The organism is Pseudomonas sp. LFS074 (genome assembly GCF_047978165.1).
Classification (GTDB): Bacteria; Pseudomonadota; Gammaproteobacteria; order Pseudomonadales; family Pseudomonadaceae; genus Aquipseudomonas; species Aquipseudomonas putida_P.
In genome coordinates this window covers 144,497-159,454 of record NZ_JBFPFV010000003.1, presented here as the reverse complement: position 1 = coordinate 159,454, position 14,958 = coordinate 144,497, and the positions used below count along the sequence as shown (strand labels likewise).

The 14,958-nt window shown below is 62.7% G+C and carries 14 protein-coding genes; 7 read left to right on the top strand and 7 right to left on the bottom strand.

Annotation, left to right across the window (positions count from 1 at the left end; all coding sequences use genetic code 11):
* Window positions 1–85 precede the first annotated feature (85 nt).
* Both ACNQP3_RS24710 and ACNQP3_RS24705 read right to left on the bottom strand, forming a co-directional pair.
* Window positions 86–2,005: a methyl-accepting chemotaxis protein gene (locus ACNQP3_RS24710; RefSeq protein ID WP_069942680.1), complete on the bottom strand. Its 1,920-nt coding sequence runs from the start codon at window positions 2,003–2,005 to the stop codon at window positions 86–88.
* A 173-nt stretch (window positions 2,006–2,178) separates the two neighbouring features.
* Entirely contained in the window at window positions 2,179–3,072 is an 894-nt protein-coding gene (locus ACNQP3_RS24705) for a neutral zinc metallopeptidase (protein ID WP_012274189.1), read from the bottom strand.
* A 200-nt stretch (window positions 3,073–3,272) separates the two neighbouring features.
* On the opposite strand from ACNQP3_RS24705, the gene pcaH reads away from it, so the two are divergent.
* Together pcaH and pcaG are read left to right on the top strand one after the other, a co-directional pair.
* A complete protein-coding gene (pcaH, locus tag ACNQP3_RS24700) occupies window positions 3,273–3,992 on the top strand; it encodes a protocatechuate 3,4-dioxygenase subunit beta (protein ID WP_012274188.1) in 720 nt (239 codons plus the stop codon).
* Between the two features lie 10 nt (window positions 3,993–4,002).
* Window positions 4,003–4,608, top strand: a complete 606-nt coding sequence (gene pcaG / locus ACNQP3_RS24695; RefSeq protein ID WP_012274187.1) for a protocatechuate 3,4-dioxygenase subunit alpha — start codon at window positions 4,003–4,005, stop codon at window positions 4,606–4,608.
* 43 nt (window positions 4,609–4,651) lie between these two features.
* Here the strand turns inward: pcaG and trmA are convergent, their stop codons facing one another.
* Together trmA and ACNQP3_RS24685 are read right to left on the bottom strand one after the other, a co-directional pair.
* Window positions 4,652–5,737: a tRNA (uridine(54)-C5)-methyltransferase TrmA gene (gene trmA, locus ACNQP3_RS24690; protein WP_264316548.1), complete on the bottom strand. Its 1,086-nt coding sequence runs from the start codon at window positions 5,735–5,737 to the stop codon at window positions 4,652–4,654.
* Window positions 5,734–7,029 (bottom strand): NCS2 family permease, encoded by a 1,296-nt coding sequence (locus tag ACNQP3_RS24685; protein ID WP_012274185.1) that lies wholly within the window; start codon window positions 7,027–7,029, stop codon window positions 5,734–5,736. Before ACNQP3_RS24685 ends, trmA begins: the two co-directional genes overlap by 4 nt.
* Before the next feature lie 199 nt (window positions 7,030–7,228).
* Between ACNQP3_RS24685 and ACNQP3_RS24680 the strand changes: the two genes are divergently transcribed.
* On the top strand, window positions 7,229–7,708 hold the full coding sequence (locus ACNQP3_RS24680) for a GNAT family N-acetyltransferase (RefSeq protein ID WP_012274184.1): 480 nt from the start codon (window positions 7,229–7,231) through the stop codon (window positions 7,706–7,708).
* Between the two features lie 25 nt (window positions 7,709–7,733).
* Here the strand turns inward: ACNQP3_RS24680 and ACNQP3_RS24675 are convergent, their stop codons facing one another.
* Entirely contained in the window at window positions 7,734–8,963 is a 1,230-nt protein-coding gene (locus ACNQP3_RS24675; RefSeq protein ID WP_012274183.1) for an MFS transporter, read from the bottom strand.
* A 344-nt stretch (window positions 8,964–9,307) separates the two neighbouring features.
* Here ACNQP3_RS24675 and ACNQP3_RS24670 point away from each other — a divergent pair, with 344 nt between their 5' ends.
* The 3 genes from ACNQP3_RS24670 to ACNQP3_RS24660 are packed head-to-tail and all read left to right on the top strand — an operon-like array spanning window position 9,308 to window position 11,920.
* Window positions 9,308–10,744 (top strand): cytochrome ubiquinol oxidase subunit I, encoded by a 1,437-nt coding sequence (locus ACNQP3_RS24670; protein ID WP_012274182.1) that lies wholly within the window; start codon window positions 9,308–9,310, stop codon window positions 10,742–10,744.
* A gap of 3 nt (window positions 10,745–10,747) precedes the next feature.
* Window positions 10,748–11,755, top strand: coding sequence for a cytochrome d ubiquinol oxidase subunit II (cydB, locus tag ACNQP3_RS24665; RefSeq protein ID WP_012274181.1), 1,008 nt, complete (start codon window positions 10,748–10,750; stop codon window positions 11,753–11,755).
* Window positions 11,756–11,764: 9 nt separating this feature from the next.
* Complete coding sequence (locus ACNQP3_RS24660) at window positions 11,765–11,920, top strand: DUF2474 domain-containing protein (RefSeq protein WP_012274180.1); 156 nt, start codon at window positions 11,765–11,767, stop codon at window positions 11,918–11,920.
* 117 nt (window positions 11,921–12,037) lie between these two features.
* Here the strand turns inward: ACNQP3_RS24660 and ACNQP3_RS24655 are convergent, their stop codons facing one another.
* Both ACNQP3_RS24655 and ACNQP3_RS24650 read right to left on the bottom strand, forming a co-directional pair.
* On the bottom strand, window positions 12,038–13,162 hold the full coding sequence (locus tag ACNQP3_RS24655) for a methyltransferase (protein WP_060494109.1): 1,125 nt from the start codon (window positions 13,160–13,162) through the stop codon (window positions 12,038–12,040).
* A 96-nt stretch (window positions 13,163–13,258) separates the two neighbouring features.
* Window positions 13,259–13,966, bottom strand: coding sequence for an autoinducer binding domain-containing protein (locus ACNQP3_RS24650; RefSeq protein ID WP_012274178.1), 708 nt, complete (start codon window positions 13,964–13,966; stop codon window positions 13,259–13,261).
* Between the two features lie 210 nt (window positions 13,967–14,176).
* Here ACNQP3_RS24650 and ACNQP3_RS24645 point away from each other — a divergent pair, with 210 nt between their 5' ends.
* Entirely contained in the window at window positions 14,177–14,953 is a 777-nt protein-coding gene (locus ACNQP3_RS24645; RefSeq protein ID WP_041166589.1) for a ferredoxin--NADP reductase, read from the top strand.
* Window positions 14,954–14,958 lie beyond the last annotated feature (5 nt).

Genomic DNA, 14,958 nt, shown 5'->3' with positions numbered 1-14,958 from the left:
AGGCCGCTCCTACAGGGGAACGCGATTTCCTGTAGGAGCGGCCTTGCGTCGCGATGGGCCGCTAAGCGGCCCCAGGGGCTTCAAGTCAGACGCGGAACTGGCTGACCAGTGTCTGCAACTGCCCACCCAACCGCGCCAGCTCAACGCTCGCCGACGCCGTCTCGTCACTGGCCGCCGCCGTCTGCTCCGACACATCACGTACATTCAGAATGCTGCGGCTGATCTCTTCAGCCACCGCACTCTGCTGCTCTGCCGCCGCGGCAATCTGCTGGTTCATCGACTGAATGCTCGACACCGTGCTGGTGATGCTCTCCAGCGAAGCCCCGGCCTTGCGCGCCAGTTCGACGCTGCTGTCGGTCAAGCTACGGCTGCCCTGCATGGCACTGGCCACTTGCTGGGTACCCTGCTGCAGGCTGGCAATCAGCTCTTCGATCTCTTCGGTGGACTTCTGCGTGCGTTGGGCCAGGCCGCGCACTTCGTCGGCGACCACGGCAAAGCCACGCCCGGCCTCGCCGGCGCGCGCCGCCTCGATCGCCGCGTTGAGTGCCAGCAGGTTGGTCTGTTCGGCCACTGACTTGATCACGTCCATCACGCTACCGATCTTCTGGCTTTCCTGCTGCAACAGGGTCATGGCCTCGGTGGAGCGGTGCATGTCTTCGGCCAGGCGCTCGATCTGGCCAATCGCCTCGCCCACCACGCGGTCACCGGCGCGGGCTTCGTCATCGGCACCGGTTGCGGCATGCGAGGCCTGCTCGGCATTGCGCGCCACTTCCTGAACGGTGGCGGCCATTTCGTGCATGGCGGTGGCTACCTGGTCGGTCTCGACCTTCTGGCTGTTGGCGCCGGCGCTGGTCTGTTCGGTTACTGCCGACAGCTCTTCGGCGGCGCTGGCGATTTGGGTGACGCCATCGCGGATGCCACTGATAAGTTCGCGCAAGGTAGTGCCCATTCGCGCGATGCCTTGCTGCAGTACGCCCAGTTCGTCGCGGCGGGTGACGCGCATGTGCTGGGTAAGGTCGCCGCTGGCGATCTTCTCCACGGCCACCAGGGTGTCGTGCAACGGGCGAGTGATCTGGCGGGTGATCAGCACCGCTGCCAGCACACCGACCAGCAGCGCCAGCAACGTTGCGATGGCCTGCAGGCTGCGGGCCTGGGTGCTCTCGATGTCACGGCGCTGCAGCTGGATCTGGTACAGCGCATCGCTTCGCTTGACGATATCGGCGCCCTGCACAGTCATTTCGGCACGTGAGGTGGTGATGTTGGCGACCGCATCGCGGAACTGGCGCACGGCGTCACGGTAAGCCAGTACCGAGCTTTCGAACTGTTGCAGGCGGGCGTCTTCGGCGGGCAGCTGGCGCTTGAGGTTGTCGATGTCGGCCAGCGCTGCATCCAGCTGGCGCAGGGCGGCCTGCTCGTTGGCGCTGCTGTTGTCGGCGATGTAGCCGCGCACATCGATGCGTACCTGCAGCAGTTGCTGGCGGGCCTTGCTGATCAGTTGGTACTGGGCCAGGCGCACGCTGTCCGCCTCGGGGCGTGCCATCACTTCCTGGCTGAGGGCGTCCATGGCCTGGTCGGCACGGGTGGCCGAGCTGTCCATGGTAACGCGTGCGCTGCGGGTGGCGTCGTAGCCCTGGCGCATCTTGTTCAGCGAAAGCTTGTAGGCGCTGATGGTGTCGCCCAGCTCACCCAGCAGCTTGATGTTTTCCGGGCTTTTGAACGTGGTGGCCAGGTAGGCTTGCTGCTTGCTGAAGGCGTCCAGCTTGGCCTGGGTGTTGGCGGCGGCAGTATCGTCGCCGTTGGCGATCATGTACTGCAGGCGCGCAATGCGCAGGTCAGTGAGATCCTTGTTCAACTGGCCGATATCGCCCATCCAGTTGCTGCGGTCGATCAGGCTGCCCAGGCTGGTCCAGCCGGTGAGGGCCAGCAGGCCAGTGAGGACCAGCACAAGGCCGAAGCCCAGGCCGAGTTTGAGGTTGACGCTGATGTTGGCGAACCAGCTGTTCATGCACGCTCTCCAGAAGTTGATTTCGCTCTTTTGATCTTCGATCGCCAGGCGTTGTTGTTCTGGATGCCCGCTGACTCGTGCAGGAGTTATCGGCAATGATGGGGGAAGCTGAAACGCTTTTTCAGCAGATTTGTAACTGGATGATTGGGGCCGCCAAACGGCCCCAATCCGTGTCAGAGGTTACGTGCACTGAAGGTATCGCAGCTGTTCACTTCACCCTCGGCAAACCCGGTCTTGAACCAGCGCACCCGCTGCGCCGAAGTGCCATGGGTGAAGGAGTCCGGCACCACACGCCCACGGCCCTGCTGTTGCAGGCGGTCATCGCCAATGGCATTGGCCGCATTCAGCGCTTCCTCGACGTCACCTGGCTCCAGCCAATTCAGGCGCTTTTGGGCCTGGTAGGCCCAAACACCGGCCAGGCAGTCGGCCTGCAACTCCTGGCGCACCAGCAAGCCGTTGTCGCCCTCCATCCGCTGGCCACTGCGACGTGCGGCATCGACCTTTGCCGAAACGCCCAGCAGTGTCTGCACGTGGTGGCCGATTTCGTGGGCGATCACATAAGCCTGGGCAAAGTCGCCGGCCGCAGCGAAGCGGGTTTCCATTTCGCGGAAGAACGACATGTCCAGGTACACCCGCTGGTCCGCCGGGCAATAGAACGGCCCGACCGCTGCGGAGGCAAAGCCACACGCCGAGTTGACCTGGCCGCTGAACAGCACCAGCTTGGGGTCGCGGTATTGTTTGCCGGCCTCGGCGAACAGGGCCTTCCAGGTGTCTTCGGTATCGCCCAGTACCGAGGCGACGAAATCGGCCTGCTGGTCGTTGGCCGGCGGCGCCTTGCCGCCCGCACCACTGGGCGCCGTTTGTTGCTGCTGCTGTTCCATCTGGCCGGTGAGCTGGCCAAGAATCTGCAACGGGTCCTGCCCGGTAAGCCAGCCGATACCGACGATCAGCAGAATCGCCCCGAGCCCCAGCCCTTTGCCGCCGCCGAAACGCATGCCGCCGCCACCGCCACCCTCGCCTCGGGCATCGACCACGTTGTCGCTGCGTCGGCCTTTTCGCCATTCCATGAGTGCTCTCCCGAGCGTGAAACAAGAAGACAAAGATTAGTTCACGACAGCGGCGAGTGTCAGGGCAAAGTGTTTAGGCATAACCATTTGGTTATGTTTCGTGTGGTTGATTTCAATGTTCATCGTGCGCGACCTGTCGGAAACTGTAAGTCCGCCTGCCACGCCCAGGCGTTCAGATAATTCCAAGAGAGGAAATCGGCATGCCCGCACAGGACAACAGCCGCTTCGTGATCCGTGATCGCAACTGGCACCCCAAAGCCCTTACGCCTGACTACAAAACGTCCATCGCCCGCTCGCCGCGCCAGGCACTGGTCAGCATTCCGCAGTCGATCAGCGAAACCACTGGTCCGGACTTTTCCCACTTGGGCTTCGGTACCCACGACCATGACCTGCTGCTGAACTTCAACAACGGTGGCTTGCCGATTGGTGAACGCATCATCGTCGCCGGCCGTGTCGTCGATCAGTACGGCAAGCCTGTACCGAACACCCTGGTAGAGATGTGGCAAGCCAACGCCGGCGGCCGCTATCGCCACAAGAACGACCGTTACCTGGCGCCGCTGGACCCGAACTTCGGTGGCGTTGGCCGCTGCCTGACCGACCGTGACGGCTACTACAGCTTCCGTACCATCAAGCCGGGCCCGTACCCATGGCGCAATGGCCCCAACGACTGGCGCCCGGCGCACATCCACTTCGCCATCAGCGGCCCGTCGATCGCCACCAAGCTGATTACCCAGTTGTATTTCGAGGGTGACCCGCTGATCCCGATGTGCCCGATCGTCAAGTCGATCGCCAACCCTGAAGCCGTGCAGCAGTTGATCGCCAAGCTCGACATGAGCAATGCCAACCCGATGGACTGCCTGGCCTACCGCTTCGACATCGTGCTGCGTGGCCAGCGCAAGACCCACTTCGAAAACTGCTGAGGAACCCGCCATGCCAATCGAACTGCTGCCGGAAACCCCTTCGCAGACTGCCGGCCCCTACGTGCACATCGGCCTGGCCCTGGAAGCGGCCGGCAACCCGACCCGCGACCAGGAAATCTGGAACCGCCTGGCCAAGCCTGACGCGCCGGGCGAGCACATTCTGCTGATCGGCCAGGTGTACGACGGTAACGGCCACCTGGTGCGCGATTCGTTCCTGGAAGTGTGGCAGGCAGATGCCAACGGCGAGTACCAGGATGCCTACAACCTGGAAAACGCCTTCAACAGCTTTGGCCGCACCGCTACCACCTTCGATGCCGGTGAGTGGACGCTGCACACGGTCAAGCCGGGTGTGGTGAACAACGCTGCTGGCGTGCCAATGGCGCCGCACATCAACATCAGCCTGTTTGCCCGTGGCATCAACATTCACCTGCACACGCGCCTGTATTTCGATGATGAGGCCCAGGCCAATGCCAAATGCCCGGTGCTCAACCTGATCGAACAGCCACAGCGGCGTGAAACCTTGATTGCCAAGCGTTGCGAAGTGGATGGGAAGACGGCATATCGCTTTGATATCCGTATTCAGGGGGAAGGGGAGACAGTCTTCTTCGACTTCTGATTCAAACCTTTGGGGCCGCAAAGCGGCCCCAAAGGTGCGACGGTCAGCGCCTGACCAGTAGAACCCCGCTCTCCATATGGTGGGTATAGGGGAACTGGTCAAACAACGCACACCGCTCGATACGGTGCGTGTCCTGCAACTGGGCAATGTTTGCCGCCAGCGTTTCCGGGTTGCACGAGATGTACAGGATCCGCTCGAAGCGCCGGGTCAGCTCGCAGGTATCCGGGTCCATCCCCGCCCGCGGCGGGTCGACGAACACGGTACCGAACTCATAACTTTTCAGGTCGATGCCTTCCAGTCGACGGAAGGGTCGCACCTCATTCAGCGCCTGGGTCAGCTCCTCTGCCGACAACCGCACCAGCCGCACGTTATCCACAGCGTTCTCGTCGAGGTTGCTCAACGCGGCATTGACCGATGTCTTGCTGATTTCGGTGGCCAGCACCTGGCGCACACGGGTAGCCAGCGGCAGGGTGAAGTTGCCGTTGCCGCAGTACAGCTCCAGCAGGTCGTCCTCACGCTCACCGATGGCCTCGAAGGCCCAACTGAGCATCTTCTGGTTCACCGCACCGTTGGGTTGGGTGAACGCGCCTTCTGGTTGGCGGTAGCTGAACACACGGCCTGCCACGTCGAGTTCTTCAATCGCGTAGTCGCGGCCGATCACCAGGCGCTTGCCCTTGGAGCGGCCAATGACGCTTACGCCCAGCGCTTCAGCCAGTTGCCGCGCTTCCACTTCCCATGCCTCGTCCAGCGGGCGGTGGTAGCACATCGTGATCATCGCATCGCCAGCCAGGGTGGTGAGGAACTCCACCTGGAACAGGCGGTTGCCCAGTTCCTCGCTGGCCTGCCAAGCTGCCTTCAGGCGCGGCATCAGGGCATTGATGCGCTGGCTGGCAATGGGGAAATCATCGATCAAGATCGCCTTGTGCTTATCGCCCTGGGCAAACATGGCGTAGTGGCGCTGGCCATCCTCGCGCCACAGGCGGAATTCGGCGCGCAGGCGGTAGTGCTCACGCGGCGAATCGAAAACGGCCGGCTCCGGCGCGCTGAACGGCGCCAGCAGCTCGCGCAGCCGGGCCACCTTGGCGTCCAGCTGGGTGGCGTAGGAGGAGGGGTCGAAAGCAGCACTCATGCGTTGAACCAGCCCAGCTTGATGACGAACAGGATGGAAAGGATCACCAGGGCCGGGTTCAGGTCGCGGTGGCGGCCGGAAATCAGCTTGACGGCGGTCCAGGAGATGAAGCCGAAGGCAATGCCGTTGGCGATCGAGTAGGTCAGCGGCATGGCCAGGGCGGTCACCACCACCGGTGCGGCTTCGGTGACATCGTCCCAGTTTATTTCCGCCAGGCCAGAGGCCATCAGCACTGCGACGAACAGCAGGGCCGGGGCGGTGGCGAATGCCGGTACGCTACCGGCCAGCGGGGCGAAGAACAACGCCAGCAGGAACAGCACGGCCACCACGATGGCGGTCAGGCCGGTGCGGCCACCGGCACTCACGCCCGCAGCGGATTCGATGTAGCTGGTGGTGGTCGAGGTGCCCAGCAGCGAACCGGCCATGGCGGCGGTGCTGTCGGCGATCAGGGCACGGCCCATCTTCGGCATGTGGCCGTCCTTGCCCATCAGCCCGGCGCGCTTGGCCACGCCGATCAAGGTGCCGGAGTTGTCGAACAGGTCGACGAACAGGAAGGCGAAAATCACGCTGACCAGGCCGACGTCCAGCGCGCCAGCGATGTCCAGCTGCAAGAAGGTTGGGGCCAGCGACGGCGGCATGGAGACGATGCCACCGAACGGCGTCACGCCCATCACGATCGAGGCGATGGTCACCGCCAGGATGCCGATCAACACGGCGCCGCGCACTTTCAGCGACTCCAGGCCGACGATCAGGAAGAAACCCAGGGTGGCGAGGATCGGTGCAGGTTGCTTGAGGTCGCCCAGGCCCACCAAAGTGGCCGGGTTATCGACGACGATGCCAGCGTTATGCAGGGCGATCAGCGCGAGGAACAGGCCGATACCGGCGGCAATCGCCGAACGCAGCGGCAACGGGATACTGTTCACGATCCATTCGCGGATGCGGAAGATCGACAGCAGGAAGAACATCACCGCCGACAGGAACACCGCCCCCAGCGCCACCTGCCAGGTGTGGCCCATGTGCAGCACCACGGTGTAGGTGAAGAACGCGTTCAGGCCCATGCCCGGTGCCAGGGCAATCGGGTAGTTGGCGATCAGGCCCATGGTGGTGGAACCGATGGCTGCAGCCAGACAGGTGGCGACGAAGATCGCCCCTTTGTCCATGCCGGTCTCGCCGAGGATGCTCGGGTTGACGAACAGGATGTAGGCCATGGCCAGGAAGGTGGTAACGCCCGCAAGAATCTCGGTGCGCACGTTGGTGTTGTGTGCTTTTAGTTGAAACAGCCTTTCCAGCATGCCCGCTCCCCAAGGCGCCCCCGGCGCCATGAATGTATCGACCCCATCAGCAAAGCACAGACCGTACCGGTTGCCGTGGTTTTGTGTGGGGAGGAAAAAAGCCGCGCATCATACCAGCATGCTCGGTGAGCGGTAATCAATGTCGCGATATACTGCCGATTCTGCGCCGCGCGGCATGCGGCCTCGTGGGAGCAGCGCTGTGCAGTTGATTGACTACCGTGACCTGAACCAGGCCCAGCGCGCCCAATTGCTCGATATCCAGCTGCACCCAGCGCAGCAACGCCATGCCGGTGATGTGGCCAGTGCGTTGTATCTGCTGCTCAACTGCAAAAGCGATCAACGGCGTGCACTGGTGATTGTGCTCGACAGCGTGCCGCAGGGGTTGCTGTTGCTTCAGTGCGGGGCATTTCTACCCGCCTGGGCCAAGCCTGGTGCGGCGATGATAACGGCCTTGCAGGTCGACAAACGCTTGCAGGGGCGTGGCTTGGGCCGTGGGTGCATGCAGGCCTTGCCGGCAGTGGTGCGCGCGATGTGGCCGGATGTCGAATGCCTGCAATTGTCAGTGGACCGCGACAACCATGCGGCGTTGGGTTTGTACCGCGCCACCGGCTGGATGGACAGTGGCGATGGCTACACGGCCCGCAGCGGCCATGAACGTTGCATGACCTTGATGCTCTGAGCGGCCAGCGATCGGGCCACGGCGTTCAGTTGGTGGGCTTGCTGTGCAGTTGATCGCGCTTGGCCAGGGTCGGGAACAGCTTTATCCATACCCCGGTCACCACCAAGGTGCCCACCCCGCCCATCACCACCGCCGGCACTGTGCCAAACCAGTGCGCCGTCACCCCCGATTCGAACTCACCGAGCTGGTTCGAGGCACCGATGAACAAGCCGTTCACTGCACTCACCCGCCCGCGCATTTCATCCGGTGTCTCCAGTTGCACGAACGAGCTGCGAATGACCATGCTGATCATGTCCGCCGCGCCCAGCACCACCAGCACCGCCAGCGAGAACCAGAACGAGGTCGACAGGCCGAAGGCGATGGTCGCCACGCCGAATACGCCAACGGCGGTGAACATGGTCCGCCCGACTTTGCGCTCGAACGGGAAGCGTGCCAGCCACAGCGACATCAGCAACGCCCCCACCGCGGGTGCCGAGCGTAGCAGGCCAAGGCCCATCGGGCCGGTCAGCAGGATGTCCTTGGCGAACACCGGCAGTAGCGCGGTGGCCCCGCCCAGCAACACTGCAAACAGGTCCAGCGAGATGGCGCCGAGGATATCGGGCCGGCTGCGGATGAAGCGGATGCCGGCCAGCAGCGATTCGATGCTGGCGCGCCCACGTTGGGCGACTTGGCCGCGTGCCTGCAGGCTCAGGGTCAGCACACAGGCAATGGCGTACAGGGCAACGGTCGGGCCGTACACCCAGATGCTGCCGAACGCATACAGGAAACCGCCCACTGCCGGCGCCACGATGGTGGCCGACTGGGTGGCCGACGCCGAAGCCGCCACCGCCCGCGGGAACAGCCCAGGTGGCACCACATTGGGCAACAAGGCCTGGGTTGCCGGCATTTCGAACGAGCGCGTGGCTCCGAGCAGGAAGGCCAGGGCAAAGATCAGTTCGCGGGTGACGTTGTCGGTCGCGCTGCCCACCGCCAGCGCCAGGGCAATCAGCCCCTGCAGGCTCTGGCACAAGGCAGCGACCTTGCGCCGGTCATAGCGGTCGGCGACATGCCCGGTGTGCAACATGAACAACACCCGTGGGGCGAATTCGACCAGACCGACCAGGCCCAGGTCCAGCACATTGCCGGTCAACTGGTAGAGGTGCCAGCCAATGGCCACGGTGAGCATCTGGAAGCCGCTGGCGGTGAACACGCGGGCCAGCCAGAAGGCCAGGAAAGGGCGGTGGTGACGCAACAACTGCGGTGCGGAATCGGACATCGGAAACCAGGGGCCTCGGCGCAGTAGAGGGGTGGGCAGCGTATCATCTGTTTGTAACAAACGGTTACTGTTTGCCCAGGTCTGCACTTTTCCACGGTTTATGAAAGAGGGTGGGGCAACCGGTCACGCGGCAATCAACCACACGGCCCGTCAGGCCATTCGGGACTATGCTTCCTAGCAGTCGTTGATCTGGATCAATCGTTCCAGATGTAACGATCGGGCCCTTGGGCCGAAATCCCTGCGATCGAACAGAACAATTCCAACGCGCCGTACTCGACCCAGTGGGGGCAGTGGGCGACTGGGGCCACAAGCCCGGACGCCGGATTATCTGAAGAGGAAGCACCATGTTCGGAATAGAGGCCTTAGAGCTCGCCCGAATGCAGTTTGCCTTTACCGTGTCGTTCCACATCCTGTTCCCGGCCATCACCATTGGCTTGGCGAGCTACCTGGCAGTCCTCGAAGGCCTCTGGCTGAGGACCCACAACCAGGTCTACCGTGATCTCTATCATTTCTGGTCGAAGATATTCGCCGTCAACTTTGGCATGGGCGTGGTCTCTGGCCTGGTCATGGCCTACCAGTTCGGCACCAACTGGAGCCGCTTCTCCGACTTTGCCGGCGCCGTCACCGGCCCGCTGCTCACCTACGAAGTTCTCACTGCGTTCTTCCTCGAGGCGGGCTTCCTGGGTGTCATGCTGTTTGGCTGGAACCGCGTCGGCCGTGGCCTGCACTTCTTCTCCACGGTGATGGTGGCGCTCGGCACACTGGTTTCGACGTTCTGGATCCTTGCCTCCAACAGCTGGATGCAAACCCCACAAGGCCACGAGATCATCGATGGCCGGGTGGTGCCGGTGGACTGGTTTGCAGTGGTGTTCAACCCCTCGTTCCCCTACCGCCTGATGCACATGGCCACAGCCGCGTTCGTTTCCACCGCGTTCTTCGTCGGTGCTTCGGCGGCTTGGCACCTGCTGCGCGGGCGTGACAACCCGGCCGTGCGCAAGATGCTGTCGATGGCCATGTGGATGGCGCTTATCGTCGCCCCGATCCAGGCGGTGATTGGCGACTTCCATGGCCTCAACACGCTCAAGCATCAACCGGTGAAAATTGCCGCGATCGAAGGCCACTGGGAGAACGTACCCGGCGAGCCGACCCCGCTGATTCTGTTCGGCATCCCCGACATGAAGGCCGAGACTACCCGCTTCAAGGTCGAGATTCCCGCGCTGGGCAGCCTGATCCTGACCCATAGCCTGGACAAGCAGGTGCCGGCGATGAAGGAGTTCCCGCCCGAGGATCGGCCTAACTCGACCATCGTGTTCTGGTCGTTCCGGATCATGGTCGGGCTCGGCTTCCTGATGATCTTCGTCGGCCTGTGGAGCCTGTGGTTGCGCAAGCGCGGCACGCTGTACAGCTCGCGCCCGTTCCTGCATGTGGCCCTGTGGATGGGCCCATCTGGGCTGGTCGCGCTGCTGGCCGGCTGGTTCACCACCGAAATCGGCCGCCAACCTTGGGTGGTGTATGGCCTGATGCGCACGGCTGACGGCGTGTCCAACCACAGCTACGCCCAGCTTGGTTTCACCCTGGTGGCCTTCGTGGTGGTGTATTTCGCCCTGTTCGGCACCGGCCTTGGCTACATGATGCGCCTGGTGCGCAAAGGGCCGCAGACCGGGGAAGGTGACGAGCACACGCCGGGTGGCCCTGGCCAGAAACGCACTCCGGCGCGGCCGTTGTCCGCCGCCGATGATGGCCGAGAGGCCACCTCTGCCAGCCTGAACAAGGGGAACTGAGCCATGGGTATCGACCTTCCGCTGATCTGGGCCGTGATCATCATTTTCGGCGTCATGATGTACGTGGTGATGGACGGTTTCGACCTGGGCATCGGCATGCTGTTCCCCTTCGTCAAGGGCGAGCAGGACCGTGATGTGATGATGAACACTGTCGCGCCAGTGTGGGACGGCAACGAAACCTGGTTGATCCTGGGCGGGGCGGGGCTGTTCGGGGCTTTCCCGATGGCTTACGCCGTCGTTCTCGAGGCCTTGTACCTGCCGCTTATCCTGATGTTGATCGGTTTGATCTTCCGTGGCGTGGCCTTCGAGTTTCGCTTCAAGGCCAAGGCCGACAAGCGGCATATCTGGGACAAGGCATTCATCTGGGGGTCGTTGGTCGCCACCTTCTTCCAGGGTGTGGCGTTGGGTGCCTTCCTCGAAGGCTTCAAAGTGGTCGACCGCCATTTCGCCGGTGGCACACTCGACTGGCTTACCCCGTTCAGTCTGTTCTGTGGTTTGGGGCTAATCGTTGCCTACACGTTGTTGGGGTGCACCTGGCTGATCATGAAGACCGAAGGGCCGCTGCAACAGAAGATGCACGACATGGCCCGGCCGCTGGCGCTGGTGCTGCTGGCGGTGATCGGTATCGTCAGCCTGTGGACCCCCATCGCCTACCCGCAAATCGCCGACCGCTGGTTCAGCATGCCCAACCTGCTCTGGTTCATGCCGGTGCCGCTGCTGGTGCTGGTGACCTTCTACGGGCTGCTGAAGGCGGTAGCGCGCAATGCACACTACACGCCGTTCCTGCTCACCCTGGTGTTGATCTTCCTGGGTTACAGCGGCCTGGGCATCAGCCTGTGGCCGAACATCATCCCGCCGTCGATCTCGATCTGGGAGGCCGCAGCGCCCCCGCAAAGCCAAGGTTTCATGCTGGTGGGCACCCTGTTCATCCTGCCGTTCATCCTGATGTACACCTTCTGGAGCTACTACGTGTTCCGCGGCAAGGTGACCCACGAAGACGGTTATCACTAGGAGGGCCGCATGATGACGGGCAAACATGGCTTGGAAGACAAGAAACCGCTGTGGCAGCGGCTGGGTTGGCTACTGCTGATTTGGGCGATGAGTGTTGCCGCGCTGGGCGTGGCGGCATGGGTGATGCGGCTGTTCATGGGGGCTGCGGGATTGACCACCCATTGAGAGCAGCGGGGGCGCCTGTGGGAGCGGGCGTGCCCGCGAAGCAGGCATCGCGATAGATGGCACCGGCTTCGCCGGTGTTCGCGGGCAAGCCCGCTCCCACAGGGGCGGCGCGGGCTCTTATTTGCGGGCTTTCAGAATGACGAACTTGGGCGTAGCCGCCACCTGCTCAACCCCTCGGAACAACCGCGCCAGCTTGCTGTGATAGCCCAGGTGGCGGTTGCCCACGATGTACAGCGCCCCACCCACCACCAGCGCTTCTCGCGCCTGCTGGAACATGCGCCAGGCAAGGAAGTCCCCCACCACCTGTTGCTGGTGGAACGGCGGGTTGCACAGCACCACGTCCAGCGATTGTTTCTCTACCCCGGCCAACCCATCGGCCGCGACGAAATTGGCGGCACGTTCGCCCAGTGCAGCTCGCCAGTTCTCCTGCGCTGATTGCACGGCCATGTACGACTCATCGACCAAGGTGTACTCAGCGTCCGGGTTGCCCAGGGCGCTGGCAATCGCCAGCACGCCGTTGCCGCAGCCCAGGTCCGCTACCCGCGCGTTGCCCAGGTCGCGGGGCAAGTGGGGCAGGAACGCCCTTGTGCCGATATCCAAGCCCTCACGGCAAAACACGTTGGCGTGGTTGACCAACTCCAGCACCGGCGCGTCGAGGTGGTAGCGGCTAGGGTAGGGTGAGCGGGCGAGCGGGCGTTCGGCCACCGTTGCGGTCAGCAAGCGGGCCTTTTTCTGTGCCAGCGAAGCCTGCACAGGGCCGATGTACTTCTCCATCAGGTCACCGGCCGCCCGTGGAAGGTGCTTGATCATGGCCCCGGCAATCACCTGCGCGCCAGGCGCCAGGTGGCCCTGCAGGCGGATCAGTTGTTCTTCAAGCAGGGCCAGGGTCTTGGGCACGCGTACCAGCACTCGGTCGAAGAGGCCTTGCCAGTGCTCGCTGGCCGGTACGAACGGCACGCTATCGAACGTCAAACCGTTGCGCGTCAGGTTCTTTTCCAGGCCAAGGTGCGCCAGATGTGAGTCACCGCTGCTGACCACCTGCAGGCGGCCCGCCAGGCTGACGGCCAGGGCGCCGAAGCTGTCATTGAGCACCAGTACCCGGCAGTTGGCGTCAGGTGCCTGTTCGTGCAATTGCGCTAGCAGGTACTCGTCGGCGGCATCGAAGGCCTGCAGCGGGTCGTTGGCCTGCTCCGGCTGGCGGATCAGGTCGAGTTCGGCGTAGGGGGTGGTCAACAGGGGCATGGCGTCTGGCTCGGGTACGAAACTGCCCGTTGCGGTTCGCTCCGGGCTTTGCCGGGCGATTCTACAGGGCTTTGCCCAAGGTCGCAGGTGTGAAGGTCAGATCCAGCCACGCAGGGCGGCTATGGCGATGGCGCCAGCCTTGTTGGCAGCGTTGGTCTTGGTGATCACGCTGCGGATGTGGAAGTTCACCGTGCTTTGCGAAAGCGACAGGATGCAGGCAACGTCGGCAGCGGTCTTGCCGGCAGCCGACCATTTCAGCACTTCCAGTTCACGCTCGCTCATTCTTGGTTGAGGTGGGCACAGTGCGTTCAGGTGGTGTTCGCCAAGCACGGCATGCAGGGTATGGCACAGCCACTGGACGCTGCCGGCCTTGTCATAAAGCTCGACGATGTCGATCTTTTCGGCAGGCCTGGCCACGCTGATCTGGCTTTCGTTGTGCTGCAGGTCGTGCAGTGATTGCGTCCAGCCGTGACGCAAGCCGTGCTGACAGGCCGCTTCGCGAAATTGAGGGGCGTCTCGGTATAGGTCGTCAGTCCATAGTACGGGGGTGGTCGAACTGTGACTCATGTGCGCTGCCGGGTCCTGCTTGTAGAAATCGTCGCGCTGATAGCGCTCGATCCACTCACTTGGGTAGTTGCTGTAGAGGTACAGCCTTGGTGTTTGCGTGGCGATCTGGATGCGGATATTCAGCCCAAGGTAATCCATGCCCAGCTCCTGAGCCAGATGGACTGCGATGTCGAACAGCTTCTGCGGGTTGCGCTCGCTGACGAACGCATGAAGATGCTCGGGTTTCCAGTGAAGCATCGAGACATTCCTCGGGGCGTAGGATCCAATCCATTTGGGTACCCGATGATTGTAGGAAAGTCCTACCTTAGTGTTGGGATTTTTTTGTTATAGCACTTAGGGTTTTCTGCCAGTTCGGCACGATCCCCCTTGGTGAGGCCCTACAAAGCGGTGGTTTTTATCCAAGCCACTTTAAGCGACACTGTGCACACGCCAACCCTGGAGCCCGATATGACCGCTAGCGCCGAAAAGTTCACCCGCCAGACCCTGCTCGATGTTCAGCCGCTGACGCCGAACCTCTTCAGCCTGCGGGTTACGCGCGATGCGGGGTTCCGCTTTCGTTCCGGTCAGTTCGCCCGCCTTGGCGTGACCAAGGCCGATGGCAGCGTGGTGTGGCGCGCCTATTCAATGGTCAGCGCGCCCCATGATGAGCATCTGGACTTTTTCTCCATCGTGGTACCCGGTGGCGAGTTCACCAGCGAGCTTAGCCGGCTGGGTGCGGGCGATACCTTGCTGATCGACCGTCAGGCTTTCGGTTTCCTCACCCTCGACCGTTTCGTCGGTGGTCGCGACCTGTGGCTGCTGGCCACGGGTACGGGCATTGCGCCGTTCATGTCGATCCTGCAGGACTTCGAGGCTTGGGAGCGTTTCGACAACATCAAGCTGGTGTACTCGGTGCGCGAAGCCAAAGAGCTGGCCTACGTAGATGAAATCGCCGGGCTGGAGCAACGCGAGTACCTGGCGGAGCATGCGGGCAAGTTGCAGTTCATTCCGGTGGTGACCCGTGAACAACACCCAGGGGCGTTGAACCAGCGCATTACCACGTTGATCGAGAATGGTGAACTGGAGAAGGCGGCGGGGCTGGCGCTGTCGCCAGAGCATTCACGGGTGATGCTGTGCGGTAACCCGGAAATGATCGACGAAACCCGTAAAGTGCTGAAAGCGCGTGACCTGCAACTGAGCCTGAGCAAGCGGCCAGGGCAGGTAGCGGTCGAAAACTACTGGTAAGGCCA

What these genes read in the sequence shown, in the direction of transcription:
- ACNQP3_RS24710 (WP_069942680.1), bottom strand. Translation starts at nt 2,005, where the DNA reads ATGAACAGCTGGTTCGCCAACATCAGCGTCAACCTCAAACTCGGCCTG.
- ACNQP3_RS24655 (WP_060494109.1), bottom strand. Translation starts at nt 13,162, where the DNA reads ATGCCCCTGTTGACCACCCCCTACGCCGAACTCGACCTGATCCGCCAG.
- ACNQP3_RS24705 (WP_012274189.1), bottom strand. Translation starts at nt 3,072, where the DNA reads ATGGAATGGCGAAAAGGCCGACGCAGCGACAACGTGGTCGATGCCCGA.
- ACNQP3_RS24675 (WP_012274183.1), bottom strand. Translation starts at nt 8,963, where the DNA reads ATGTCCGATTCCGCACCGCAGTTGTTGCGTCACCACCGCCCTTTCCTG.
- trmA (WP_264316548.1), bottom strand. Translation starts at nt 5,737, where the DNA reads ATGAGTGCTGCTTTCGACCCCTCCTCCTACGCCACCCAGCTGGACGCC.
- ACNQP3_RS24660 (WP_012274180.1), top strand. Translation starts at nt 11,765, where the DNA reads ATGATGACGGGCAAACATGGCTTGGAAGACAAGAAACCGCTGTGGCAG.
- ACNQP3_RS24670 (WP_012274182.1), top strand. Translation starts at nt 9,308, where the DNA reads ATGTTCGGAATAGAGGCCTTAGAGCTCGCCCGAATGCAGTTTGCCTTT.
- ACNQP3_RS24685 (WP_012274185.1), bottom strand. Translation starts at nt 7,029, where the DNA reads ATGCTGGAAAGGCTGTTTCAACTAAAAGCACACAACACCAACGTGCGC.
- pcaG (WP_012274187.1), top strand. Translation starts at nt 4,003, where the DNA reads ATGCCAATCGAACTGCTGCCGGAAACCCCTTCGCAGACTGCCGGCCCC.
- pcaH (WP_012274188.1), top strand. Translation starts at nt 3,273, where the DNA reads ATGCCCGCACAGGACAACAGCCGCTTCGTGATCCGTGATCGCAACTGG.
- ACNQP3_RS24650 (WP_012274178.1), bottom strand. Translation starts at nt 13,966, where the DNA reads ATGCTTCACTGGAAACCCGAGCATCTTCATGCGTTCGTCAGCGAGCGC.
- cydB (WP_012274181.1), top strand. Translation starts at nt 10,748, where the DNA reads ATGGGTATCGACCTTCCGCTGATCTGGGCCGTGATCATCATTTTCGGC.
- ACNQP3_RS24645 (WP_041166589.1), top strand. Translation starts at nt 14,177, where the DNA reads ATGACCGCTAGCGCCGAAAAGTTCACCCGCCAGACCCTGCTCGATGTT.